General features: G+C 65.1%; 15 protein-coding genes. 9 read left to right on the top strand and 6 right to left on the bottom strand.

Going from position 1 to position 26,049, the window contains the following annotated elements; all coding sequences use genetic code 11:
• Positions 1-27: 27 nt before the first annotated feature.
• The 3 genes from NCW75_11020 to NCW75_11010 all read right to left on the bottom strand — a co-directional run bounded on the left by NCW75_11020 (position 28) and on the right by NCW75_11010 (position 4,432).
• A complete protein-coding gene (locus tag NCW75_11020) occupies positions 28-591 on the bottom strand; it encodes a hypothetical protein (protein UYV11827.1) in 564 nt (187 codons plus the stop codon).
• A 48-nt stretch (positions 592-639) separates the two neighbouring features.
• On the bottom strand, positions 640-2,568 hold the full coding sequence (locus NCW75_11015) for an amino acid carrier protein (GenBank protein ID UYV11826.1): 1,929 nt from the start codon (positions 2,566-2,568) through the stop codon (positions 640-642).
• 277 nt (positions 2,569-2,845) lie between these two features.
• The gene (locus tag NCW75_11010) at positions 2,846-4,432 is read right to left on the bottom strand and encodes a hypothetical protein (protein UYV11825.1); all 1,587 of its coding nucleotides are present in this window, start codon (positions 4,430-4,432) and stop codon (positions 2,846-2,848) included.
• Positions 4,433-4,574: 142 nt separating this feature from the next.
• Here NCW75_11010 and NCW75_11005 point away from each other — a divergent pair, with 142 nt between their 5' ends.
• Positions 4,575-5,975: a hypothetical protein gene (locus NCW75_11005; GenBank protein ID UYV11824.1), complete on the top strand. Its 1,401-nt coding sequence runs from the start codon at positions 4,575-4,577 to the stop codon at positions 5,973-5,975.
• Between the two features lie 105 nt (positions 5,976-6,080).
• On the opposite strand, the gene NCW75_11000 is transcribed toward NCW75_11005, so the two are convergent.
• Positions 6,081-7,520 carry a phosphomannomutase/phosphoglucomutase gene (locus NCW75_11000; GenBank protein ID UYV11823.1) on the bottom strand — a complete coding sequence of 480 codons (1,440 nt, stop codon included), beginning with the start codon at positions 7,518-7,520 and terminating at the stop codon, positions 6,081-6,083.
• Positions 7,521-7,861: 341 nt separating this feature from the next.
• On the opposite strand from NCW75_11000, the gene rplK reads away from it, so the two are divergent.
• The 7 genes from rplK to rpoC all read left to right on the top strand — a co-directional run bounded on the left by rplK (position 7,862) and on the right by rpoC (position 19,095).
• Positions 7,862-8,290 (top strand): 50S ribosomal protein L11, encoded by a 429-nt coding sequence (gene rplK / locus NCW75_10995; GenBank protein ID UYV11822.1) that lies wholly within the window; start codon positions 7,862-7,864, stop codon positions 8,288-8,290.
• A gap of 4 nt (positions 8,291-8,294) precedes the next feature.
• Positions 8,295-8,990 carry a 50S ribosomal protein L1 gene (gene rplA / locus NCW75_10990; protein ID UYV11821.1) on the top strand — a complete coding sequence of 232 codons (696 nt, stop codon included), beginning with the start codon at positions 8,295-8,297 and terminating at the stop codon, positions 8,988-8,990.
• A 21-nt stretch (positions 8,991-9,011) separates the two neighbouring features.
• Positions 9,012-9,557, top strand: a complete 546-nt coding sequence (gene rplJ, locus NCW75_10985; GenBank protein ID UYV11820.1) for a 50S ribosomal protein L10 — start codon at positions 9,012-9,014, stop codon at positions 9,555-9,557.
• Between the two features lie 227 nt (positions 9,558-9,784).
• The gene (gene rplL, locus NCW75_10980) at positions 9,785-10,147 is read left to right on the top strand and encodes a 50S ribosomal protein L7/L12 (protein UYV14191.1); all 363 of its coding nucleotides are present in this window, start codon (positions 9,785-9,787) and stop codon (positions 10,145-10,147) included.
• A 341-nt stretch (positions 10,148-10,488) separates the two neighbouring features.
• Positions 10,489-14,310 (top strand): DNA-directed RNA polymerase subunit beta, encoded by a 3,822-nt coding sequence (gene rpoB / locus NCW75_10975; GenBank protein ID UYV11819.1) that lies wholly within the window; start codon positions 10,489-10,491, stop codon positions 14,308-14,310.
• Positions 14,307-14,609: a hypothetical protein gene (locus NCW75_10970; protein UYV11818.1), complete on the top strand. Its 303-nt coding sequence runs from the start codon at positions 14,307-14,309 to the stop codon at positions 14,607-14,609. The genes rpoB and NCW75_10970 overlap by 4 nt, the downstream gene beginning before the upstream one ends.
• An 88-nt stretch (positions 14,610-14,697) precedes the next feature.
• Complete coding sequence (gene rpoC, locus NCW75_10965; GenBank protein UYV11817.1) at positions 14,698-19,095, top strand: DNA-directed RNA polymerase subunit beta'; 4,398 nt, start codon at positions 14,698-14,700, stop codon at positions 19,093-19,095.
• Between the two features lie 150 nt (positions 19,096-19,245).
• Here the strand turns inward: rpoC and NCW75_10960 are convergent, their stop codons facing one another.
• Positions 19,246-20,676: a hypothetical protein gene (locus NCW75_10960; protein ID UYV11816.1), complete on the bottom strand. Its 1,431-nt coding sequence runs from the start codon at positions 20,674-20,676 to the stop codon at positions 19,246-19,248.
• Positions 20,677-20,929: 253 nt separating this feature from the next.
• Here NCW75_10960 and carB point away from each other — a divergent pair, with 253 nt between their 5' ends.
• A complete protein-coding gene (carB, locus tag NCW75_10955) occupies positions 20,930-24,481 on the top strand; it encodes a carbamoyl-phosphate synthase large subunit (protein ID UYV11815.1) in 3,552 nt (1,183 codons plus the stop codon).
• Here the strand turns inward: carB and NCW75_10950 are convergent.
• Positions 24,478-25,902, bottom strand: a complete 1,425-nt coding sequence (locus NCW75_10950) for an FG-GAP-like repeat-containing protein (GenBank protein ID UYV11814.1) — start codon at positions 25,900-25,902, stop codon at positions 24,478-24,480. The genes carB and NCW75_10950 overlap by 4 nt on opposite strands.
• Positions 25,903-26,049 lie beyond the last annotated feature (147 nt).

Below are 26,049 nucleotides of genomic sequence, written 5' to 3'. Positions count from 1 at the left end.
GAGGCCGGGTGAATCAGAAACGTTGGATTACGCCCGCTCGACCATCAAGGTGTTGTTTTGGGCATCGGTCGAGACGATCTTCACGCTGGTGCGTGGGGGGATCGGCTCGTCGCCGGCCTGGACCGCGTCGTACTCGCGGCGAGTGCCGTTGATGACCACCGACACGGCGCCGCGCCCGGCGTTTGCCGGCGGCACGGTGACGGCCACGTCGCCGCTCAGGCCGGCGGCGCTGCTGATGGAGATGTTGCCCGAGCGTTGGAGCTTGAACACCTGGCGGGTGAGGTAGGTCATGAACCAGGCCACGCCCACGCCGCTGACCACGGCGACGGCGACCGAGCCGATCATGCCCAGGTCGAGCACGCGGTAGGCGGCCAGGCCCATCCAGCCGCTACCGAGGCAGAATGCGGCGATGGTCTGGATGCTCAGGGCGTGGAAGTCTCCCGCGCCGCTGGTATCCATGTCGATGTCGGCGTCGATGTCGAAATCGCCGCCCAGCTCTCCCATGAGGAGCTGGATCAGGAACAGGCCGGTGCCAAAGAGCGCTGGGATAGCGAACCAGATGGCCCCATCGGCAAAGAACCAGTCGAGCATGTCGAGTCCCCCCTTCGACTTATGTTCTTGGGGAATCGTGCGTTGGGATTACTCCACGTCCTTGCCCGAGACGACGTCCTCGATCGGGGCGGGCGTGTGGGCACCGCTTTCGAGCTCGCCCCGCTTGAGGCGTCCGACGTACTCGTGGTAGGCCTTCATGGCCTGGCTGCCGAAGATGATCATGATCGGGATGTTGGCCACGAGCATGACGCCCAGACCAAGCGTGGTCCACATGTCGAGCTGGGTGTCCGTGCCGATCAGTGCCCGCTTGTTGCCTGCGGCACCGGTGATCAGCGGCATCGCGGCGATGGTGGTCAGCAGGATGAGAGCACAATACACCAGCTTGTAGACCAGCACGATGGTGCGCTGGGCGCCGCTGGACAGGCCGCCGAACAGGTAGTAGATGCCCTGCTCGCCGTAGTAGCTCCATGAGATCATGGTCGAGACGGCAAAGAGCCAGGCGGCGACCGTCACCAGCCACTTGCCCAGGCCCGGGGTGACGCGATCGAACGCGTGGGCGGTGAGGCTGGCTCCGGCGTAGTCGGAGTACACGCCGACCATCGTGCCGGTCGGGGCGGCGGTCATCTCTCCCTCGGGCAGCGTGGTCTCGGGCACCATCTCGGTGAGCAGCACGGGCTGCTTCTCGGATTCGAGCGTGCCCCAGTTGACGATCCACTGGTCGCTTTCGTTCTTGCTGACGCTGCCGGTCACGCGGCGCAGGTCGCGGCCGGTATCGTCGTCGACGTCGGCCTGGACGACGACGAACACGCCCTCGTCGTTACGCCAGCCGCTCTCGCCCTCTGGGGTGTTGAGCGTGGTCTTGGCTGCGGGGGTCTTGGCCGGCAGGGCGCCCGAGCTGAGCGTCCAGGTGTCGGCGATGGTATTGCCGTCGGCATCGGTGGCGGGCACGACGCTCACGACCTGCGTGGTGTCGTAGAAGGCCTCGGGCGGGCGGTTGTACGCGCCGCTGGAGAGGATCACCAGCGCGGTAAGCGTGCAGACGACGATGGTGTCGATGAACGGCTCAAGGCCGGCGACGATGCCCTCGCGCACGGGCTCGTCGGTCTTGGCGGCCGAGTGGGCGATGGGGCTGGAGCCCTGGCCGGCCTCGGAGCTGAACAGGGCGCGCTTGACGCCCCACATGGCGGCGTAGGCGAACGTGCCGCCCAGGAAGGCACCCGTGGCGTCGGGTGTACTGCCGCCCAGGAAGCCGGGCAGGCCGCTCTTGATGATGAGCATGAACATTGCGGGGATATCGCCGATGTTCATCGTGAGGACGTACAACGCGGCGGCGACGTAGAGCACGCACATGAGCGGCACGATGCGGCCGGCGACCGAGCCGATGCGTTTGATGCCGCCGATGATGACCAGCCCGACCACAATGGCCAGGACGAGGCCCGTGGCGAACTGGGGCACGTCGAAGTAGGTCTTGGTCAGGTCGGCGACGTTCCAGGCCTGGAACATGTTGCCGCCGGTGAGGGCACTGATGAGCAGCGTGATGACGAAGATGCCGCCGATGACGGTGCCGATGGGGCCCAGGCCCCACTTCTTGAAGCCGCGCGCGACGACGAACATCGGGCCGCCGTGGGGGTTGTCGGGGTCGTCGGTGCTGCGGTAGAGCATCGATTGGGTGACCTCGGTCATCTTGAGGGCCATGCCCAGGATGCCGATGATCCACATCCAGAAGACCGCGCCGGGGCCGCCGAGGGCGACCGCCAGCGCGACACCGCCGATGTTGCCCAGGCCCACCGTGGCCGAGAGTGCGGCCGAGAGCGCCTGGAAGTGGTTGATGGCGCCCGGATCGTTCTTGTCGTCGTACTTGCCGCGGATGACCGCAACGCCGTGGGTGAGTGCCCGGTATTGCCCGAAGCCGCTCCAGATCGTGAAGACCAGCCCGATGATGATGAGGGTGAAGACGATGACCTCGTGGAATAGCAGGCCGTTGATCGTGTTGATGAAGTTCTCGATGCCGGACATGGAGGGGCGGTCCTTTCTTCGAGTCTGATCGGTCGGACGGGGGCGCCCGCTGGGGGGCCTTGCCGATGGAGTTTCCCCACGGTTTGGGATCCGCGTGGACGCATCATCCCCCAAACAGGCTCCCGATTCAACCCAAAATCGGCGATTTGGGGTCCAGAGGCGGCAGATTGCGCCCGGCTATGGCCTTTCGGGGGCCCGGGTTACACGCGGAGCTCTGGGGATACCAGTCTGTCGTTTATTGTCGAAAATCCGCCAGATACCAGCACGAAGGCCGGGCTCAGGCCGGGCTGATACCACGATAGAGCTGCTGCACCCGCTCGCTCTGCTGCTTGCGGACGCCCTCGAGGACCAACCTGGGTACCCGCCAGGCCTGCTGCTGGGCGGTGACGTTCGAGCAGTGCTCGCTCAGGCACTGGTAGAGGAACTTGAAGGCATCGCGCGGCTGGTGCATCTGATCGAGGGCGTCGACCAGGTCGCGCTCGGTGACGTCCTCGGCGAAGAGGTCGACCAGGGTGATGGGCTTGGCACCGGGCTCGAGGCATGCCTTGAGGCGGGCGTCGCACAGGTCGTAGAGCATGGCGCCGGTCCAGCTCAGGCGGTCGACCAGGTTCTGCTTGTCCAGTCGAGCCTCCTGGAAGAAGGCGCTCGACTCTCTATATAAGGCATGGCGCAGCTCGATGGGCAGCAGCATCTTGACGCCCACGCCGTCCATCTGGAGGAACTTATTGCTGAGCAGAGGCCAGATGAGGGCGCGCATGGCCTCGGGGTTGCCGCTGATGAGGCTCGGCTCGTCGACGCGGTCGATGACGATGAGCAGGCCGCGGTAGCCCAAGGGGGCGAGCACTCTCCGCAGGCGGTCGAGCATCGCGTAGCGGGTGTCGTCGGAATCGGTGGTAGGCAGGTTGCTATACGAAGCAAGCCCGCGTTCGAGTTGGGCGAGGCTCTGGGCGTAGGAGGTATCGCTGCGAGAGCTCACGCGTACCTGCTTGCGGACCTTCTTGCCCAGGCGGTGCATGGCCATACGGTCGAGGACCAGTCGCTTGACGCCCGCGGCGGCCCACGCCACCGCGCCGGCGGCGACGAGCACCCACCAGACTACGTCGGGAAGCCCACCCAGTTGCCACCAGCCGATGAGGGCGGCCAGCGGCAGGATCCAGCCGGCGAACAACGCCGTACTCCACGCGAGCCGGCCGCCACCCAGCGGTAGCTTGAGGGCCTTGCGCAGCCGGCCGGTGCGCATCTCGGCGCTGTCGGGTCGGTCGTAGACCGATTGGAGCAGCAGGAGGTCTCGCTTCGCGCCGCCGTCGAGCTTGCGCATGGCCTTCTTCTGGCTCTCGCCCAGTTCGATCGCGCCGGCGGGTGCGGGATCTTCGAGTAGGGCGTCGACCAGCCGAGGCGTGGCCCAGAGCAGCATCGAGTCGATGTGATCAACCAGGCGGAAGTGCTTGAGGCTCTCGAGCGCGGTGTCCTGGTTGCTTCTCTCGTGGAAGCGGTCGAGTACGGCGTTGAGGTCATCGTGGGCGATCATCAGCACGCGAGCGGTGGGGTGCGCGGCGTTGTGCGTGCGGGCCCTGGCCCCGATCTGCAGGCGCAGGGCGGTCTTGCCGCTGCCTTTTTCGCCGAAAACGATCGAGGTGCTGGGGCGGGCCAGGTCGCCGACGATCTTCTCGAAGTCGCTGTGGCGGGCGTCGCCCATGGGCTTGCCGCCGCCCGGCACTTCGGCTTCGGCACGCACGGCGGCGGCGGGGTTCGCGGGCTCGGGCTCGCGCGAGAGCCGAGCAAAGACCGCGTCGTCGCGTGCCTCTTCGCCCCTAAAGGGATTCTCGGCGATGCTCCAATGCTCGAAGAACTGGCCGAGGTTCATGGTCTTACTGGCTCCCGCCGGGGGTCAACGTGCGCTCGGGAGAGGTTAGTGGGTGGGCGTGGGGGGGTCCAGTTTGGGTGTTTGGGTGCGAGCGGAGAGATTTCCCCTTGCATCAGGGGGCCCGTTCTGTCACAATACCAGTATGCGCACCATGCTCGCCATCGCCACCCTCGCGTCCTGCCCCGCGCTGGCCCACGCCGACGATCCCTGCCCCATCCAGCGGCTGGTTGGGGAGCCGGGGTATTCGAATTCGTTTGGGGGCATCACGCGGATCGATGCCGACCGTCTGATCGTGCAAGATGGAAGCGCTCGGACGGCATGCGCGCCGGGTGGCGATCCCATAATGTGCGGTGCCGGCGCGGTGTACTCATATCGCCTTGAGGCTGGGCGCTGGGTCGACCCACAGTTTATCTACCCGCCAGACATCGGCGTAAACGACCGATTTGGGATCTTTGATCTCGATGGCGATCGCCTCGCGGTGGCCACCCAGCGCCGCGAGGGACTCCCGTGGTTTGGAGGCCTTCATATCTACGAGATTGACCCCGCGACGGACCGGTGGGTGGAGGTCGAACGGATCCCTGCCCCGAGCGTCGACCCGAGCCCACCCTCAGGGTTTGGAAGCTGGGTGGCCCTGCACCGCGATTCGGTGCTGACCGCGTGGGACAGCATCGTGTTTCTGTTTCAACTTGGCGACGAGGGCTGGGAACTGACCCAGACTATCAATCGGTTCGATCCGACGGATCCGACCTCTGATAGCTTCGGGAGGGCCATGGTCATGAACGATGACTGGGCCATCATCAATGCCGACACCGACGACACGCTCGGGTACCCGCACGGGCTGCTGTATGTGTACAAGCGTGACGACGAAGGGTTGCTCAACCTGCATGACACGCTCTTGCCACCCATCGACGGCGGTGCCTTTGGACGACCGCTGGCTTTGGACGGCTCTACGCTGGCGGTTCAAGGCGGAGGCTCCCACTTCGCCGGTTCGATCTTCGTCTACGAACTGACGGATTCGGGGCTTGAGTTCCGCCAGGACGTTACCCTGGGAGATGATCTGGTCGACCGGGCCGTCGGAATCGGGATGGGGCTTTCGCTAGCCGGCGACACGATGCTGTTCGGCTCGTGGCGCGGCGGGCCCGGACCCAACGAGCGCGTCGGCTACGTGTTCACGCGCGGCAGTGATGGGCTCTGGCGATTCGCCGACGTGCTCGACCCGCAGCCCGCGGCGCCCTTCACGCTGGACCGGACCATCGGCCACTGGGCCGCCACCGACGGGCGCATGGCGGTCCTGGGCTCGCCCAACGAGGGCATTACCGTTCCTCCCGGCCTGAGCGTCGGCGCGGCCTATAGCTTCGACCTCGACTGCGAGATCTGCACCCCCGACCTCGACGCCGACGGCGAACTGACCATCTTCGACTTCCTGACTTTCTTCAATCTCTTTGAAGATGGTGAAGCCGCGGCCGACTTCGACGGCGACGGCGAGCTGACCATCTTCGACTTCCTGGCCTTCCAGACGGCGTTCGATGCGGGGTGTGCGTGAAGAAGATCGCCAGATGGCAAATGGCCAGATGGCAGATTCGGAGGGGGGTGCTCCGAATCTGCCATCTGGCCATTTGCTACTTGGGATTCTCGGATCGCCGGCCCGTCAATGCTCCACGCGTTTGCCGAGCATGGGCCCCACGCGGTCGACCAGCCGGTTCAGCGTCTGGCGGTCCTTGGCCTCGGCGTTGAGGCGCAGCAGCGGCTCGGTGTTGCTCATGCGGACGTTGATCCACCAGCCCTCCTTCTTGAAGCAATCGATCGTGATGCCGTCGAGGTTGTCGACGATGGCGTCGTCGCCGGCGATCTCTTCCTCGAGCTTGTTGATCGCTTCCTGGGGCTCCTCGTTGGTGTAGTTCAGCTCGCCGCTCTGGGTGTAGCGGGCGATGGGCTTGATGAGCGCCGAGAGCTTCTTCTTGTTGCGTGCGAGCAGGCCGAGCACGGTCGACATCGCGATGGCGCCCGAGTCGGCATTGAAATTGTCCTGGAAGTAGAAGTGGCCGCTGAGCTCGCCGCCGAAGATGGCCCCATGCTCGGCCATGGCGGCCTTCATGAACACGTGGCCGACGCGGCCGCGCACGGGCTTGCCGCCGGCCTTCTTGACGTCTTCCTCGACGGCCTTGCTCGAGCGCAGGTCGTAGACGATGGCGGCGCCGGGGTGGCGGGTGAGGGCGTCGGTGGCCAGGAGCGCGGTCAGGTGGTCGCAGCCGATGATCTGGGCCTCGTCGTCGACGACCATGCAGCGGTCGGCGTCGCCGTCATAGCAGAAGCCGACGTCGGCGTCGTGCTCGATGACGGCCTCCTGGGTCATGCGCATATTACTTTTTACGAGCGGGTTGGGCGCGTGGGCGTACTCACCGCTGGTGTTGTCCATGTTGAGCGTGATGAGCTCGAGACCAGGCAGGTAATTGTCTGCGAGCTCGCCCTTCTTGCCGAAGACGTTGGGGATCATGGTGCCGGCCATGGCGTTGGAGGCGTCGACGACGACCTTGAGCGGCTTGGTGCGCGTTGGCGCGCCACCCTCGCGGATGAAGTGGCGCACGTGCTTGGCGTAGGGTTTCCACAGGTCGCGCTGCTCGACGCGGCCGCTGGGCTCGTCGATGGTGCGCATGTCGGCCATGGCGGCGTGCTTGCGGATGTCGGCCAGCCCGGTGGCCTCGCCGATGGGCCGCGCCTTGGGGCCGGCGATCTTGAAGCCGTTCCAGTTGGGCGGATTATGACTGGCGGTGACCATGACGCCGCCCGCGCAGCCGAGATGGTTGATGGCGAAGTAGATCATGGGCGTGTCGACCAGGCCCAGATCGATGACGCTGACGCCGGTGCGGATGAGCCCGTCGATGAGCTGGTCGGTGAGGGTTGGCCCGCTCTCGCGCATGTCTCGCCCGACGACGACGGTGCGCATCATGGGCGTGTTCTCGCCGGTGGCCTTGGCGACCTCGAGCACGAATCGGCCCGTGCCCACGCCCACCTGCCAGGCCATGCGATCGGTCAGCAGGTCGGGGTAGGTTCCGCGGATGTCGTACGCCTTAAAAACACGTCCCAGCATGGTCGCTCCGTTGGGGGTTTCGCTTGTGAGGGCCCGGGCCGAGAAGCGGCGAAATGGGCCAAGCAGAGACGATAGCCGGAAAAACCGAGAGGGTCACGGTTGTTTGGGTTGTGGAAGGAGAGATTGCCGATGATCCCGGGCTGGCGAGTCGGGAGGTTACCGGCTATCATCTCGACCCGGATCTTCCGGGCCCCGGCCTCGGGGTGTCCCGCAGGCCGACAACGCAACGCCGAATGGACCACCGCGTCCGCGTGAGTGCCGATTGGCCGGCCCACGCATTCGGGATCGCCCCTTGTCTTTGTTGGGGGGGCGAATCCGGGCCGGTGGGAGGTGGAGAAACGATGGCCAAAAAAGAAGTTACGCACGTCTTCAAGATCATGGCCCCCGGTGGGTCAGCGACGCCCGCGCCGCCGCTGGGCCCGGTGCTGGGTGCCAAGGGTGTGAACCCCGGTCAGTTCATCCAGCAGTTCAACGCCGCCACGGCGAGCCTGAACGGCAAGATCGTGGGCTGCATCGTGACGGCCTACAGCGATCGCTCGTTCGAGTTCGAGGTCAAGAGTTCGCCGGCGTCGGTCCTTATTAAGGAAGCGGCGGGCATCAGCAAGGGTGCCGGCACGCCGCAGACGCCCATCGGCAAGATCACCCGCGAGCAGTGCCGCAAGATCGCCGAAGAGAAGATGGCCGATCTGAACGCCCTCACGCTCGAGGCCGGCGCCGAGATCATCGCAGGAACGGCACGCTCGATGGGCGTCACCGTGGTGGAGGGTTAAGGCCATGGGACGAATCAGCAAGCGAACAACGGCCAATCTGAAGTCGGCGACCCAGGACGCGTTGCCCGTCGACAAGGCCATCAGCACCGTCAAGAAGTTCAAGGGCCCGCGCTTCGATCAAACGGTCGAGGTGTGCATGCACCTGAACCTGGACACCAAGCAGGCCGATCAGGCTCTGCGTGGCTCGGTCGCGCTGCCCAAGGGCATCGGCCAGAGCAAGAAGGTCGTGGCGTTCTGCAGCGAGGACAAGGTCAAGACCTGCCTCGAAGCGGGCGCGATCAAGGCCGGCGGCGAGGACCTGGTGGCCGAGATCGAGAAGGGCTGGATGGACTTCGACGTCGCGGTCGCCAGCCCCGACATGATGCGGGTCATCAGCAAGCTGGGCCGCGTGCTGGGGCCGAAGGGCCTGATGCCCAGCCCCAAGGCGGGCACGGTGACCACCGACGTGCCCCAGGCCGTGCAGGAGTACGCCGCGGGCAAGCTGGAGTACCGGGCCGATTCGGGCGGGAACATCCACGCGGTGATCGGGAAGATGAGCTTCCCCGAGGCCGACCTGAAAGAGAATTACGAGTACTTCGTGCAGGCGATCGAGAAGATCCGGCCCAACGCGGTCAAGGGCGAGTACATCAAGAAGATCACCATCAGCGGCACGATGACCCCCGGCGTCCGCGTGTTCCACGAGGCCGCCGTCGTCGCTTGACGCGCGGGAAAGGAAAGCACCATGTCCAAGCCCGTCAAAGAAATGATGATGGCCGACTATGTGGCCAAGCTGGGCGAGAACGGCGATGCCCTGCTGGTCAACATCCGCGGCGTTGATGCCAACGCCACCAACAGCATGCGCAAGGATCTGGCCAAGAGCGAGATCTCGCTCACCGTGCTGCGCAACAACGTGGCCCGCAAGGCCTTCGAGGGCACCGGCCTCGAGCCCCTCGGCAACCTGCTCACTGGGCCCAACGCCCTGGTGTACGGTGCCGAGACGGTCGTCGAGGTGGCGCGCAAGATCGTCGACATCGCCAAGGACATGCCCGACATCGAGCTCCGCGGCGCGGTGCTCGACGGCGAGCTGTTCGAGGGCGACGAGGGCGTCAAGCGGCTGAGCAAGTTCCCCACGCGGGACGAGGCCCTGGCCCAGGCCGTCACCATCGTGCTCACCCCCGGTGGCAAGCTGGTGGGTGCGGTCAAGAGCCCTGCGAGCAACATCGCCGGCATCCTCAAGACGCTCGAAGAGAAACTCGAGAGCGGCGAAGCGATCGCCAAGATCGCGTAAGAGAATCGATACTCGTCCCGGTCGTGGAAACGCGATCGGGACGCTTTTGCAGTCAGCCGTCGACGACGGCGACCACCAACTGGCCCCGGCATGGTCCGCGTGCGGATCGGGGTTAAAGCGCCGAACGGTTCGGCCCCTCTTGGCGGCGTCCAGACTCGACTTTGAATCCGGAAAGAAGCACAACCATGAGCGACGAAGCCAAGACCTTTGATGCCAAGATCACCAAGATGGGCGACGAGATCGTTGGGCTGTCCCTGAAGGAGGCCGTCGACCTGGCCGACTACCTGAAGGACACCTACGGCATCGAGCCCGCCGCCGGCGGCGCGGTGATGATGGCCGGCCCCGCCGACGGTGGTGGTGGTGCGGCCGCGGCCGAGCAGACCGAGTTCGACGTCATCGTCAAGGGCGACGGCGGCCAGAAGATCAAGGTCATCAAGGTCGTTCGCGAGGCCACGGGCCTGGGCCTGAAGGAGGCCAAGGACATGGTCGACAACCTGCCGGCCAAGATCAAGGAAGGCCTGGGCAAGGACGAGGCCGACGCCCTGGCCGAGAAGCTCAAGGAAGCTGGTGCCGAGGTCGAGGTCGCCTGACCCTCGCCCGTGCCAAACCTCGATATTTCTATGTCGGGGTTTTCCAATATAAACGACCGACAAGGTCGCGTGCATCCCCGCACGCGATCCTGTCGGTTAGTGTTGATAATGGCTTGATAGCCCGTAGAGGGCGATTTTGGCTAATTTTGAGAAGACATTGTCATTGTGCTAGCGAAACGTGTAGGCCTTGTCAAGAGTATTTTTGAGCGCTACGCTCATAATTGCGTCATGATACAACAGGACGGGGCTGGCGGCGATCCGAACAGCACGATGTAGATCAAGAAGGACCCTTCACAGGTAGGGCTGTGGTTGAGGGTCCGCTTCCCATCGCGAGGTGACCGATGGCGGCGATGAACGTGCGCAGTTATGCGAAGCGCGGCGACACACTCCCGGTGGGCGACCTGACGGTCGTTCAACGGTTGGCGTACGAGCGTTTTCTTCAACTCGATAAGGCACCCGACGAGCGAGACCCGCAGATCGGGCTCGAGTCGTTGCTCCGGGAGGTCTTCCCGATCGAGAGCTACGACGGGACGATGCGGCTGCGTTACAGCCAGTATGAGTTGGACGAGGCGCGGTACACCCGCGACGAGTGCAAGGAACTTCGGCTGACCTACGGGCTGCCGTTCAAGATCCGCGTACGCCTCGAGCGAGAGGGCCGGCCGGACATGCCCGAGGAGGACATCTACCTCGGCGAGTTCCCGATCATGATCGGCGGCGGCGAGTTCATCGTGAACGGCGCCGAGCGTGTGATCGTGAGCCAGTTGCACCGCTCGCCGGGCGTGGACTTCTCCAAGAGCGAGGAGGAGACCGATCGGCCGCTGCACAGCGCGCGCATCGTGCCCGAGCGTGGGTCGTGGATCGAGATCTCGGTCAACAAGAAGGACCAGCTCGAGATGCGGATCGATCAGTCGCCCAAGATGGCGGCGACGACGTTCCTGCGTTGCCTCGACAAGACCGTGTCGGCCACCGAGTCGCTGCTGAGCCTGTTCTACGAGATCAACGAGGTAAAGGCTGCCAAGCTCCACGAGGAGGACTGGGCCGCCGCCCCGATCGTGGACACCGAGAGCGGCGAGATCCTCGTCGACACGGGCTTCCAGATTGGCGAGGAGAACCTCGAGAAGATCCAGGCGTCGAGCCTGAAGACCGCCCGGGTGATCCAGAACCCCAGCGACGCGTTGATCCTCAACACGGTGGCCGCCGAGAACCTGCGCCGCTTCGCCGAGGAGTTCAGCGTCGAGGATCCGCATGAGCAGGCCCTGCTCAAGCTGTACACCAAGCTGCGTCCGGGCAATCCGCCTCAGGTGGAGAAGGCCAAGCAGCTCTTCATCGAGAAGTTCTTCGATGACAGCCGCTACCGCATCGGCCGGGTCGGCCGCTTCCGCGTGAACCGTAAGTTCGGCTTCGACGACTCGGTCGATAGCAACTTCATCCGCGCCCAGGATTTGCTGCGCATTATTCAGTACCTACTGGACCTGCGCAGCAACCGGCTGGACCACGAGACAGGCCAGCCCGTGGCCAACGAGGACGACATCGACCATCTGGGCAACCGCCGGTTGCGCACGATGGACGAGCTGGCGGTCGACGAGGTGCGCAAGGGCTTCTTGAAGCTCAAGCGGACGGTCCAGGAGCGCATGAGCGTGAAGGACCCCGACGAGCTGGCGAAGATCGCCGACCTGGTGAATTCCAAGAGCATCAGCAGCGCGATCGACTTCTTCTTCGGTCGCAGCGAGCTAAGCCAGGTGGTGGACCAGACCAACCCGCTGAGCACGCTTGTGCATGAGCGGTGCCTCAGCGCCCTCGGCCCGGGCGGTCTGAACCGCAAGCGGGCCGGCTTCGAGGTGCGCGATGTGCATATCAGCCACTACGGCCGCATCTGCCCGATCGAGACGCCCGAGGGCACGAACATCGGCCTGATCGCGCGCATGTCGATCTATTCGTCGATCGACGACTACGGCTTCCTGCGTACGCCCTACCGGCAGATCAAGAACGGCAAGGCCACGGGCGAGGTCGTCCATCTGCGCGCCGACGAGGAGATGCGCGGCATTCTCGCGCCGGCCGATTCGCTGGATGCCAAGGGCAACTTCCAGAGCGGAACGGTGTTGGCCCGCGTGTCGGGCGAGCTTGCCGAAGTGCCGGCCGAGAACGTGGCGTTCGTGGATATCTCTCCCAAGCAGGTTGTTGGTATCTCGGCGGCGCTCATCCCGTTCCTGGAGCACGACGACGCGAACCGCGCGCTGATGGGCTCGAACATGCAGCGGCAGGCCGTGCCGCTCATCAAGGTCGACCCGCCCTGCGTGGCGACCGGCATGGAGCAGTCGGTGGGCCGCAACTCGGGCATGGTTATCAAGGCCAAGACCGGTGGCATCGTGACGTTCGTAGATGCCGAGCGGATCATCATCGATAACAGCGACGAGTACGTGCTGCGGAAGTTCCGTGGGCTCAACGAGCGCACGTGTTTGAACCAGAAGCCGATCGTCCGCCCGGGCGATCTGGTGGAAGCCGGGCAGGTGATCGCCGATGGCCCTTCAATCCAGAACGGCGAGCTCGCGATCGGCAAGAATGTTCTGGTCGCATTCAACACGTTCGACGGGTACAACTTCGAGGACGCCATCGTCATCAGCGAGCGCATCGTGAAGGACGATGTGTTCACGTCGATCCACATCGATAGCTTCGATGTCGAGATTCGCGATACCAAGCTGGGGCGTGAGGAGTTCACCCGTGACATCCCCAACGTGTCGGAGAAGGCGCTGCGCAACCTTGACGACGACGGCGTCATCCGCGTGGGTGCGCGTGTCGGCCCGAGCGACATCCTGGTCGGCAAGGTCAGCCCCAAGAGCAAGACCGAGCTGACGCCCGAAGAGAAGCTGCTGCACGCCATCTTCGGTCGTGCGGGCGAGGACGTGAAGAACGACTCGCTCGAGGTGCCCAGCGGCATTGACGGCATCGTGATCGGCGCGAAGAAGTTCAGCCGCCGCCTGCACATGAACGAGGAGCAGAAGCGTCAACTGAAGCTCCAGATCGCCGAGTTCGAGGCGGAGATGGACGCCAAGGCCATCGAGATCTTCCGCGAGCTCGTCGAGGCGATCAACGACGCGGCCGGCAGCGATCTGGTCGACCCCAACACCCGCCAGAAGGTCGCCGCCAGCGACATCCCCGAGGTCGTGATCGAGCAGATCAAGACGTTCGAGCTCGGCTGGGTGAAGGGCAGCAAGGACGCCCGCGAAGAGGCCGAGATCAGCTACAAGCAGTACTGGCCGCGCATCGAGGCCATCGAGAAGGAGAAGCAGCGCCGCGTGGCTCATATGAAGCGCGGCGACGAGCTGCCCGCGGGTGTGCTCGAGATGGTGAAGGTCTACATCGCCAGCAAGCGCCCCTTGAGCGTGGGCGACAAGATGGCCGGCCGCCACGGCAACAAGGGTGTGATCGCTCGCCTGGTGCCCATCGAAGAGATGCCGTTCATGGAAGACGGCACGCCGGTGGACATCATGCTGAACCCGCTGGGCGTGCCCAGCCGCATGAACGTGGGCCAGATCCTCGAGCTCCACCTTGGGTGGGCGGCGCAGGTGCTGGGCTTCCAGGCCGTGACGCCGGTGTTCGACGGTGCGACCGAGGACGAGATCCACGCGGCCATCGAGGAAGCCAACACGTACGTCAAGGAGCGCAACGAGGGCGTCGAGAAGACCGGCGAGCACCCGCACCATCGCGAGCTGCTGGCCCACATGCCCCGCGGTGGCAAGATCCAGCTCTACGACGGCCGGACGGGTGAGGCGTTCCAGCAGCGCACGTCGGTCGGCTTCATGTACATGCTGAAGCTGCACCACCTGGTGGACGACAAGATCCACGCTCGTGCGACGGGCCCGTACTCGCTCATTACACAGCAGCCGCTGGGCGGCAAGAGCCGCACGGGTGGCCAGCGCTTCGGCGAGATGGAGGTGTGGGCCTTGGAGGCGTACGGCGCCAGCTACATCCTGCAGGAGTTGCTGACCGTCAAGAGCGACGACGTCGAGGGCCGGACCAAGATCTACGAGAGCATGGTCAAGGGCACGCACAAGCTGGAGGCCGGCATGCCGATCGCCTTTGACGTGCTGTGCAACGAGCTCAAGGGCCTTGGCATGAACATCACGCTGGAGAAGCGGCAGACGGAACTGGGGAGTCTGTTGTGAAGTCTGTAATCAGCCTCATTGGATCTGGCATCCACATGGCGGCAGTATTCGCTGGCTGTAGCGGTGTGCTTGCCATTGTCTTTGGGTGGCCAGTGGAAGAGGGCGTGATCCGTGGTTTGATCCTTGGTGCTGGAACGGGTCTGATTATGCGCGCCGAGGAGTTAGATTGGATCAAGCCGGTTTCTTGGAAGCACCGTCAGTCACGCAGCGAGACTAAGGAAGCTCAAGAAGAGTTGGCCCGTCAACGCGAAGAGATCCTTCAAGAATCACGTTTGAAGATCACGCGCCGCGAGGCGTAATCAAAACACGACAGATTCAGTGTCACCGCGAGGCAAACTCGCGTGTCGTCAAATGAACTTTTACCGGTAATTGCCACCGGAGGCACACATGGCCGAAACCGTGTACGACCGTATCAACGACTTCTCCGCCGTCAAGGTGACGCTGGCCTCGCCCAACGACATCCGGGCGTGGTCTTATGGCGAGGTGAAGAAGCCCGAGACGATCAACTATCGCACGTACCGCCCCGAGAAGGACGGGCTGTTCTGCGAGCGGATCTTTGGCCCCGAGCGTGACTACGAGTGCGCGTGCGGCAAGTACCGCGGGGTGAAGTACAAGGGCATCATCTGCGACCGCTGCGGAGTGAAGGTGACCCACAGCCGCGTGCGCCGCAAGCGCATGGGGCACATCAACCTCGCGTCGCCGATCGTGCACATCTGGTTCTTCAAGAGCATGCCCAGCCGCCTGGGCACGCTGCTCGGGCTCAAGACGACCGAGCTCGAGCGGGTGATCTACTACCAGGACTACGTGATCATCGAGGCCGAGCCCGGGCTGGCGCTCGAGGACGGCACGAAGATCGAGGGCCAGACGATCATCACCGAGGACAAGTACCGCGCAGCGGTGCAGGCCTTCGGCAACGCCTTCCGGGCGATGATGGGGGCCGAGGCCATCCGCGAGCTGATCGACCGGCTCGATCTGGATGAGTTGGCGGCCCAGCTCCGCCAGGAGCTGAAAGAGACCCGCAGCAAGCAGAAGATCAAGGATCTGGCCAAGCGGCTGAAGCTGGTCGAGAACATCCGCAAGAGCGAGAACGATCCTTCGTGGCTGGTGATGGACGTGATCCCCGTGATCCCGCCCGACCTGCGCCCGCTGGTGCTGCTCGAGAGCGGCAACTTCGCGACGAGCGATCTGAACGACCTGTACCGCCGCATCATCAACCGCAACAACCGGTTGAAGAAGCTGATGGACCTGAACGCGCCCGAGGTCATCATCCGCAACGAGAAGCGGATGCTGCAGCAGGCTGTTGACAACCTGTTCGACAACGCCCGCTGCCGCCGCCCGGTGGTCGGTTCGAGCAACCGCACGCTGAAGTCGTTGACCGACATGATCAAGGGCAAGCAGGGCCGCTTCCGCGAGAACCTGCTTGGTAAGCGTGTCGATTACTCGGCCCGCTCGGTGATCGTCGTCGGTCCGGAGCTCAAGCTCTGGCAGTGCGGCCTTCCCAAGAAGATCGCGCTGGAGTTGTACCAGCCGTTCATCATCCGGAAGCTGCGCGAGCATGGCCTGGCCGACACGATCAAGAGCGCCAAGCGGATGCTCGAGCGTCGCGACCCGGAGGTGTGGGACATCCTCGAGGAAGTCATTGACCAGCACCCCGTGCTGCTCAACCGCGCCCCGACGTTGCACCGGATGGGCATCCAGGCCTTCGAGCCGGTGCTCGTGGAAGGCAACGCCATCAAGGTGCACCCACTGGTGTGTACTGGCTTCAACGCCGACTTTGATGGTGACCAGATGGCGGTGCATCTGCCGTTGAGCGTCGAGGCCCAGGCCGAAGCGCACGTGCTGATGCTGAGCACGCACAACGTGTTCAGCCCGGCCAACGGCCAGCCGATCATCTCGCCCAGCCAGGACATCGTGCTGGGCGTGTATTACCTGACGCTGATGGCACCCGACGCGGGCAAGGCCATGAAGGACCTGCCCACGTACAAGGATCGCTCCGAGGCGATCCTGGCGTTCGAGCAGGGCAAGATCAAGATGCACGACCGCGTGGTCGTGCGTCTCGAACTGTTCAATGAAGTGGTGCAAAGCCAGGGCGGTCCGGTCGAGCCGCTGGCCGAGAACCGGCGCATCGTGACGACCGCCGGGCGCTGCCTATTCAGCGAGATCCTCGAGCCGGGCATGGCGTTCTATAACTGCGCCTTGGGCAAGAAGGGCTGCGCCCGCGTGATCGATGACGTGTTCGGCGTCTCGGGCAAGCCCGCGACGATCGACCTGCTCGACCGCCTCAAGGAGATCGGCTTCAAGCGTTCGACGGTGGCCGGGCTGAGCTTCGGCGTGACCGACATGCGCGTTCCGGCCGACAAGCAGGAGTTGCTTGCCGAGGCCCAGAAGAAGGTCGACCGTGTCGAGAAGAACTACGACCGCGGCATCATCACCGAGCGCGAGCGGTACAACCAGTTGCTGGACATCTGGGCGGGCTGCCGCGAGAAGGTGACCAAGAGCCTGATCGAGACGCTCAAGAACGATCGCCGCCTGCCGGACGGGCAGGAGGCCCCGATCGACGACATGAGCGCGGCGGCGTACCTGAACCCGGTGTACCTCATGAGCGACTCGGGTGCCCGCGGTAACGTGAGCCAGATGATGCAGCTCGCCGGCATGCGTGGATTGATGGCTAAGCCCAGCGGCGAGATCATCGAGACGCCGATTCGGGCCAACTTCCGCGAGGGCCTGAGCGTGCTGGAGTACTTCAGCTCGACGCACGGTGCTCGCAAGGGCCTGGCCGATACCGCGCTCAAGACGGCCGACTCGGGCTACCTCACGCGCAAGCTCTGCGACGTGGCCCAGTCGGTGATCATCGGCGAGACCGATTGCGGCAGCCGCCGCGGCATCCCCAAGCGCGCCGTGTACAAGGGTGAGCAGGTCGACGTCCCGCTCAGCGAGCAGGTCTTCGGCCGCGTGAGCCTGCACTCGATCGTGGACCCGGTGACCGACGAGCAGATCGTCGCCGCGAACGACATGATCTCCGAAGAGGCCGCCGCCCGCATCGACGAGATCGGCATCGGCGAGGTCTTCGTCCGCAGCCCCCTGACCAGCGAGAGCCGCACGGGCTGCTCGGTGCTGGACTACGGCATGGATATGTCCATCGGCAAGATCGTCGAAGAGGGCATGGCCGTGGGCATCATCGCCGCCCAGTCGATTGGTGAGCCGGGCACGCAGCTGACGATGCGCACGTTCCACACCGGTGGTATCGGTACGCGTGACGTGGCCGAGAGCGAGTTCCGCGCGACGTTCGGCGGCACCATCGAGCTTCGTGATTGTGCCGAGGTGGAAGGCGTGGACGAGGACGGCCACAAGATCCTCATCTCGCTGAAGCGGAACGGCGAGGTTGCCATCCTCGACGACAAGGGTCGCGAACTCGACAAGAGCAAAATGCCCTACGGTGCGGTGATCTACGTGAAGCCGGGCGAGACCGTCAAGAAGGGTACGTCGCTGGTGAAGTGGGACCCCCACCGCACGCCAATTCTGGCCGAGAAGGGCGGGCTCATTCAGTTCGTGGACATCGAGATCGGCCAGACCGTGCGTGAGGACGACGCGGGCCAGGGCAAGAAGGCCTTCGTGGTCATCGAGCACAAGGGCACGCGTTCGCCGCAGATCAACGTGGTCGACGAGAGCGGCCAGATTTTGGACTTCCACTACCTGCCGGCCAAGGCGCGTATCGAGGTGCAGGATGGTCAGGCTATTAAGGCCGGCGAGATGATCGCCCGCCAGCCCCGCCAGGCCGAGCGCAGCCAGGACATCGTCGGTGGTCTGCCCCGCGTGACCGAGATCTTCGAGGCCCGCAAGCCCAAGGACCCGGCCGTGATGGCCGAGATCTCGGGCAGCATCGAGATCTACAGCGACAAGCGCAAGGGCAAGATCACCATCCGCGTGGTGTCCGACTCGGGCATCGAGAAGGACCACCACGTGCCGCGCGACAAGCAGCTTCGCGTGCATACGGGCGACTTCGTGAACGCGGGCGATCAGCTCACCGAAGGCCCGCTGGACCCCAAGGACATCCTGCGAATCAAGGGCGAAGAGGCCGTGTGGCTGTACATGCTCGAAGAGGTGCAGAACGTGTATCGGGCCCAGGGCGTGAAGATCAACGACAAGCACATCGAGCTGATCCTCAGCCAGATGATGCGCAAGGTGCAGGTGCAGAACGCCGGCGACACCGACCTGCTGCCGCAGGAGGTCGTCGATCGCTACCACTTCAGCCTGAAGAACCGCGAGATCCTCAGCATGGGCCGCGTCGTCGAGACGGGCGACACCGACCTCCGCGTCGGGCAGATGTACACCCGCGACGAGATCAAGGAGGCCAACGCGCGAGCCGAAGCCGAGGGCAAGGAGCCCTGCAAGGCCAAGAAGCCCAAGCCGGCCGTCGGCCGCACGCTGCTTCTCGGCATCACCAAGGCCAGCCTGCAGAGCGAGAGCTTCCTGTCGGGTGCGTCGTTCCAGGAGACCACCAAGGTGCTGACCGAGGCCGCCCTCAAGGGCGCGTCGGACCACCTCATCGGCCTCAAGGAGAACGTGCTGCTGGGCCACCTGATCCCCGCCGGCACCGGCTTCCGGGACTACCAGGACATCCGCGTCAAGCCGCTGGTGCAGTTGGCACCGATGTCGGCCGACGGCCTCGACGACGAGGACGGCGTGGAGCAACCGATGCTCGAGGACGGCGACGCCGTGGGCGTGATGCCCCAGGTCGAGGTCAAGGACTTCGTGATGGGTGAGAGCGCCGAGAACGCGCAGTGATGTGATCGCCAAGCCCTGGTGAACCCCCAGGGATGGATTGAGAGTGACCGGCCGGGTGGGAAGTTTCCTGCCCGGCTGTTTTATTGTAAGGTTAGAAGAAAGCCCGGGCTTGCGCCCGGGCCTCGTGTTGTGTTGGTTGTTGGATTCGGGTTAGAACGGCAGTTGCACGCCCAGTTGCACCTTGTGGGCCTCGTAGTCGTCGCCGAAGTCGCCCTCGTAGGCAAGGCGGACGTTGAAGCCGCCGCCGGTGCGGAAGCCCAGGCCGGCGGTGGGGCTGTAGTAATTATCGACGGCGGCGTCGTCGAGGAAGTCGGAGTAGCTGGCACCGAGGAAGACGTAGGCGTTGTCGCCGATGTGGTAAGACGCCTTGCCGCCCACGCGGACGAAGTCCTGGGTCAGGTCGGGGTCGAACTCGAACTCGCTGATCTCCAGCGAGATCGAATCGAAGTGCGTGTAGGTGGCCGCGGCGCTGAAGAGCCAGTCGTCGATCTCGTAGCTGGCCAGTGCGGTGCCGCCCACGCCCCAGAACAGGCCGCCCGAGACCATCTCGTAGCTGCCCGAGCCGGCGATGAGCGCGCCGGGAGAAACCTGGAGGGTGAAGCCCTTGCCGTCGTCCTGCTGGATGAGGCGGATGGGAATGTCCAGGTGGGCACCGAGCGTGACGACGTCGGCACCCTCGACGTCGTAGTAGCTGATGGGCACCGAGAGCGCGACGCCCCAGAATCGGTTGACCCGATACTCGGCGCTGCCCGAGAGGTTCACGAACGTGCTGCTCAGCCCGTCGGCATCCGAGATGCCGGCCTGGGCATCGAAGCGGAGGCGAAGGCCGCTGTCCGAGCCCGGCTTGAACCACTGCACGTGGGCGGCGCCGACGGGCGGCCCCTCGCCGAGTGAATCGTCCTGGCCCTGGGTTTGGCCCTGGTCCTGGTTGAAGCCGGTGGTATCGCCCACGGCCTGCATGCCGCCGTCCTGCTCCTGGCCCAGGATGCGGAAGGCGCCGGGCCTCGGGCTGGCGGTCTCGACGATCTCGCCCCGCATGATGCGGCGTTCGATGCGGGTCAGGTCCTGGTGCTTGCCGAAGCGGTTGTACTTGTACGCGCCCATGGTGGCGGTGGTGGACTGGGGGTTGCCGTCGGTGACGGCGACCAGTGACCTCTGGTTGATTTCCTTAAGGAAGTCGGCGACCGTTGCGGATCCCTCCTTCTCGAGGAAATCGACGATCTGGTCCTCGACGTCGCCGGTGGCGTCGGTGGTGAAGACCAGCGGTGCGCCATCGCGTCCCAGGAACTGGAGCGTGGCCCGGTCTCCGTCGTCGCTCAGCGTGAAACTGATGGCATCGTCGACGCCGGCGTAGCGGAGCGAGGCGGCGAAGTCTTCGCCATTGAAGCGATCGAACGCGCCCTGGGTGTCCAGCAGGTCCTCGACCAGGTCGGGCACGGACGATCCGCCCACGATGAGGCTGCCGACCATCGGGTCGTCTGGGTTCACCACCACGCGGAACAGATCGTCGCCGTGGGCGGCGGGGGTCAGGCAGCCCATGCCGGCGGTGGCAATCAGGCCAGCGGTCATGATTCGACGCATGGTGGAGTCTCCTCTGGGAGCGCCCAGGGGCGCTGTCGTTTACGAGCGGCCGGTGTGGGTTTGGCCGCGCTGGCTTTGGGGGTTATCGACCACCGCAGCGCGAGGCGTGAGCCAGAGTTGTCGATGGGCGGCTTTTTCAAAGGAAGCGCAAGGGCTGCGGACATACCATGCCTCCCGGGGCGCGAATCCCGCGTCCCCGCCGGCTTACGGCGAGCGCAGATGGGTCAGGAAGACCTCTGGAGAAGCCCTCGGGATGCCCAAACGAGAAGATATTCGCACTATCCTGGTGCTCGGGTCCGGCCCCATCGTCATCGGGCAGGGCTGCGAGTTCGACTATTCCGGTGCCCAAGCCTGCAAGACGCTGCGGGCCGAGGGCTGCCGCGTGGTGCTGGTGAACTCCAACCCGGCGACGATCATGACCGATCCGAGCCTGTCGGATCGCACGTATATCGAGCCGATTACGCCCGAGAGCGTTCGGAAGGTGATCCAGAAGGAATGCGATACGGCCAGCGGTGGCCTGGGCATCGATGCCATCCTGCCGACCTTGGGCGGGCAGACGGCCCTGAACTGCGCCTGCGCCCTGCACGATGACGGCACGCTCGAAGAGTTCGACATCGAGATGATCGGGGCCGACCGCAAGGTGATCCACAGCGCCGAGGACCGTGAGGCGTTCCGGAAGGTGTGTGAGAGCAAGGACCTGCCGCTCGCGCCATCGCGAACGGTGACGACGCTGGACGAGGCGATGGAAGCGCTCGAGGAACTTGGGCTTCCTTCCATCGTCCGGCCTGCTTTCACGCTGGGCGGCTGGGGCGGCGGCGTGGCGTACAACACCGAGGAATTCCGCCAGCAGGTGACACGCGGGCTGAGCGCCAGCATGATCGGCCAGGTGCAGATCGACAAGAGCCTGCTGGGTTGGAAGGAGTACGAGCTCGAGGTCGTCCGGGACAAGAACGATAACTGTGTCATCGTCTGCGGCATCGAGAACATCGACGCCATGGGCGTGCATACTGGCGATTCGATCACGGTGGCTCCGATCCTGACGCTCACCGACAAGGAGTACCAGGTGCTCCGCGACGCGGCCTTCGCGGTCGTGCGGGCGGTGGGGGTGGAGACCGGCGGCAGCAACGTGCAGTTCGCCGTCAACCCGAACCCCACGCCCAACGTGTCCGATGGTGGGGACGGCACCGAATCGTTCGAGTTCGTGGTGGTCGAGATGAACCCGCGCGTGTCGCGCTCCAGCGCGCTGGCCAGCAAGGCCACGGGCTTCCCGATCGCGAAGATCGCCGCCCGGCTGGCGCTCGGCTACACGCTCGACGAGCTGCGCAACGACATTACCGCGACCACCAGCGCGTGCTTCGAGCCGAGCATCGATTATGTCGTGACCAAGATGCCGCGGTGGACGTTCGAGAAGTTTCCCGAGGCCGACGAGACGCTGACCACGCAGATGAAGAGCGTGGGCGAGGCGATGGCCATCGGCCGGACGTTCAAGGAGAGCCTGCAAAAAGCGATCCGCTCGATGGAGGTCAAGCGGTTCGGGCTCGGGCTGGATCGCAACGATAAGTGGCTGACGGCCACGCGGGCCATCGAGCGCGAGCAGCTGGTGCTCGACTTCGCCGCGCCGGGCGAGAGCGACCACATCGCCAGCGCCACGGGCCTTCGGACGGCCGACGGGCAGCCCATCGAGTGGCCCATCGACGACACGAAGCTGACGCGGAAGCTTGCCGTACCCAGCCAGGGGCGGCTGTATTACGTCCGCTACGCGCTCAAGATGGGATGGTCTATCGATCGGATCTACCAGCACACGAAGATCGATCCATTCTTCCTGGGACAGATCGCCGAATTGGTGGCTTTCGAGGACACGCTGCTGGGCTACGAGCAGCTTGGTGATGTGCCCGAGCATGTGCTGCGTGCGGCGAAACGGCTGGGGTATAGCGACGCGCAACTCGCCAACGTGTACCTCGACGCGATCCGCAGCGAGACGATCCTGAGCGTGCGCGAGCATCGCAAGAATCTCGGCATCACGCCGGCGTTCAAGCTGGTGGACACGTGCGCCGCGGAGTTCGAAGCGGCCACGCCGTACTATTACTCGACGTACGAAAACCCGGTCACGGTGTACGACGAGCACGGTGCCGCTTCTCAGGTGTACGACAGCGAGGTACGCGTCACCGATGCGCCCAAGGTCGTGATCCTCGGCGGCGGGCCCAATCGCATCGGCCAGGGCATCGAGTTCGATTACTGCTGCTGCCACGCCGCGTTCGCCGCGCGAGAGCTCGGCATCGAGAGCGTGATGATCAACTCGAATCCCGAGACGGTCAGCACCGATTACGACACGAGCGACCTGCTGTTCTTCGAGCCGCTGACGCTCGAGGACGTGCTGAACGTGACCGAAGCGCTCAATATCGATGGCAACCTGACGGGCACGATCGTGCAGTACGGCGGGCAGACCCCGCTGAACCTGGCCCACGGCCTGGCGCTCGCGGGCACGCCCATCATCGGCACCAGCCTCGACTCGATCGACCTGGCCGAGGATCGCGACCAGTTCGACCATTTGTTGGAGGACGTCGGCCTGGCCCGGCCGGCCAGCGGCATCGCGCGGTCGCGCGAGCAGGCCGAGGCGATCGCCGCGGAGATCGGCTACCCGGTGCTCGTCCGGCCGAGCTACGTGCTGGGCGGGCGTGGCATGGAAATCTGCCAGAACAAGTCGGCGCTGCGGCGGTTTGTCGATAATGCGGTGCAGAGTGCCGGGCTCGACGGCGGCTTGCAGGATGCGCCGATCCTGATCGACAAGTTCCTCGACGGCGCGACCGAGGTCGACGTGGACGTGATCGCCGATTTCGATCCAACCGGAAAGACGGACGATGGCCGGGCGATCATCTGCGGCATCATGGAGCACATCGAGCACGCGGGCGTGCACAGCGGTGATAGCACGTGCTTCCTGCCGCCCAACGAGCTGCCGCCGCGCACGATCGAGAAGGTGCGTGATGCCGCTCAGAAATTAGCCGCGGCGCTTAGGGTCCGCGGGCTGATGAACGTGCAGCTTGCGATCAAGGACGACGTGGTGTATGTGCTGGAGGTCAACCCTCGCGCGAGCCGGACCGCCCCGTACGTGAGCAAGGCCACGCACGTGCCCTGGCCCAACCTCGCGGCTCGCGTGATGATGGGCAAGTCGCTCGACGAGTTGGATGTGCAGGAAGTGACCGATACCGGCGCGTATGCCGTGAAGGCCCCGGTTTTTCCGCACCAGAAATTCCCACGGGTCGACTTCGTGCTGGGCCCGGAGATGCGAAGCACGGGCGAGGTGATGGGCATCGACGCCTCACCACCACTCGCGCTGGCCAAGGCGGCGATGGCGGCGGGCAACACGCTGCCGACGGCCGGGGCGGTGTTCGTCTCGGTGCGCGATGCCGACAAGGCCGGCATCCTGCCGGTCGTGCGCGGCTTGGCGGCCATGGGCTTCGTGATCTACAGCACGGGCGGCACGGCCGACTTCCTTGCCAAGTACAGCGTGCGCACGAACCTGGTGCAGAAGATCGCCACGGGGGCGCGGCCCAACGTCATCGACATGATGACCAGCGGCGATATTCATCTGGTCATCAACACGCCCACGGCCAGCGGCAGCGAGACCGACGAGGGCCGCATCCGTTCGACCGCGGTTCGGCTTTCGATCCCGATGATCACGACCGCGACGGCTGCGCGGGCCGCGGTGGACGCCATCGCCGCCCTGCGCGCCGGTGACTGGTCGGTGCGGCCGTTGCAGGAGTACGCGGCCATGGCCGGCAAGGCCGAGCCGGTGACGGCCGGCTAACCATCGGCGCAGATGTCGAACGCGTTCTGGAAGGCCAAGAAGTCGAAGATCGTCAGGTCGCCGTCCCCATCGAAATCGGCGATCGGGTCGCCGGCGTCGAAGGCGTTCTGGAACGCGAGAAAGTCGAAGATGGTCGCCTGGCCGTCTCCGTCGAGGTCGGCGTCGCAGTTGCCCGCGATGGCGTACACGGTGTCGCCAACCGCGGCCGAAATCGCGAGATCGGCGAGCCCATCGCCGGTGACGTCGCCGATACCGACGCTATCAAAGCCGAGTTGCCCAGCGGGTGAGGTGGCGCTGATCGAGCGGAGCGTTGAGCCGTCGGCCCCCGAAAACACGGTGGCTTGGCCCGCGAGATACGAGCCGGCGACGATATCGTCGTGCCCGTCGCCGTTCACGTCGCCGGCGGAGCGCCCGCAGCCGAGCCCGCGCCCGATGCCATCCACGCCACCACCACGCTGCCACAGGGGTGATCCGTTGGCACCGCTGTAGACGTGGACGCGGCCGCGATTGCCATCTGCGGCATAGTCGCCGACGTAGATATCGGGGATGCCATCGGCGTTGGCGTCGCCCGCCGGTCCGACGAAAAAGTCGCCGAACGCACCCGCGGTGGTGTCGGGCAGCAGCGGTACCAGCAAAGGCTCGCCGGTGGCCCCGGAGAACACCTCGGCGCGCTGCGCGTTGGTCGCCGAGGCGGCGAAGTCGGTTGCGCCGTCTCCGTCGATGTCTCCGATGCGGCCGATGCCCCGGCCGAGCTGCGCACCCGCTACCGGCCCGGGGATGTCGTGCAGCACGCTCGCGTCCATGACACTCACGACATACACGCGTCCGTCGTTGAGCACGCCCGCGCCCGAGTCGCTCTGCGGTGCGCCGATGGCAACCTCACCCGTGCCATCACCATCCACGTCGCCCAGGCCAGCGAGCGCGTAGCCAAAGCTCTCACCGGCTCGTTGGCCGTCAACACGCTGCAATAGGGCCCCGCGCGAGTCCGGGTGACCCGAGAAGACGTAGACGGCACCGCGCTGCGCGTCGCGCCGGGGTGCGCCCACGAGCACGTCGCTGACGCCGTCGCCGTTGGCATCGCCCGCGTCGGCGACCGACCACCCGAAGTTCTCGCCCGGCCCATCCGCCGAGAGGTCCATCAGCACATCGCCGTTGGCACCGGAGTACACCACGCATCGGCCGTCGCCCGCACCGACCACGCCGTTGACGAAGGGTGCCCCGACGATCAGTTCCATCGCACCGTCGCCGTCGATGTCGGCCAGTTCCGATATGGCCCAGCCAAACCGGCCGTCGCCGGAGACCTCGAAGTGGACGCGCACGTCGGGTTCGACGAATTGGCCGCGGGCACTCTCGATGGGCACGAGGCAGGCGGCCAGGATGGACAGCAGGCCACTGAGGCGGCGATTGGGGACGGGTTGCATTGGGGGCTCCTTGGGTCTGTGCAATTGGTAGACGGGGCTGTTTGGGGCAACCCCAGCCCTCTCAGCATGACCGATGAGGGGCCTGGATCACTTTCATAATCTTGCTTGTAGAGCGCGAAGTTGCATCGGATCCCGACAGCCGCAACC

Origin of the sequence: Phycisphaera sp. (assembly GCA_025916675.1) — a bacterium.
In the GTDB taxonomy this organism is placed as follows: domain Bacteria; phylum Planctomycetota; class Phycisphaerae; order Phycisphaerales; family UBA1924; genus JAHCJI01.
Note: the sequence above shows the minus strand (reverse complement) of the source record. Positions and strands in the feature narration are given on the sequence as shown.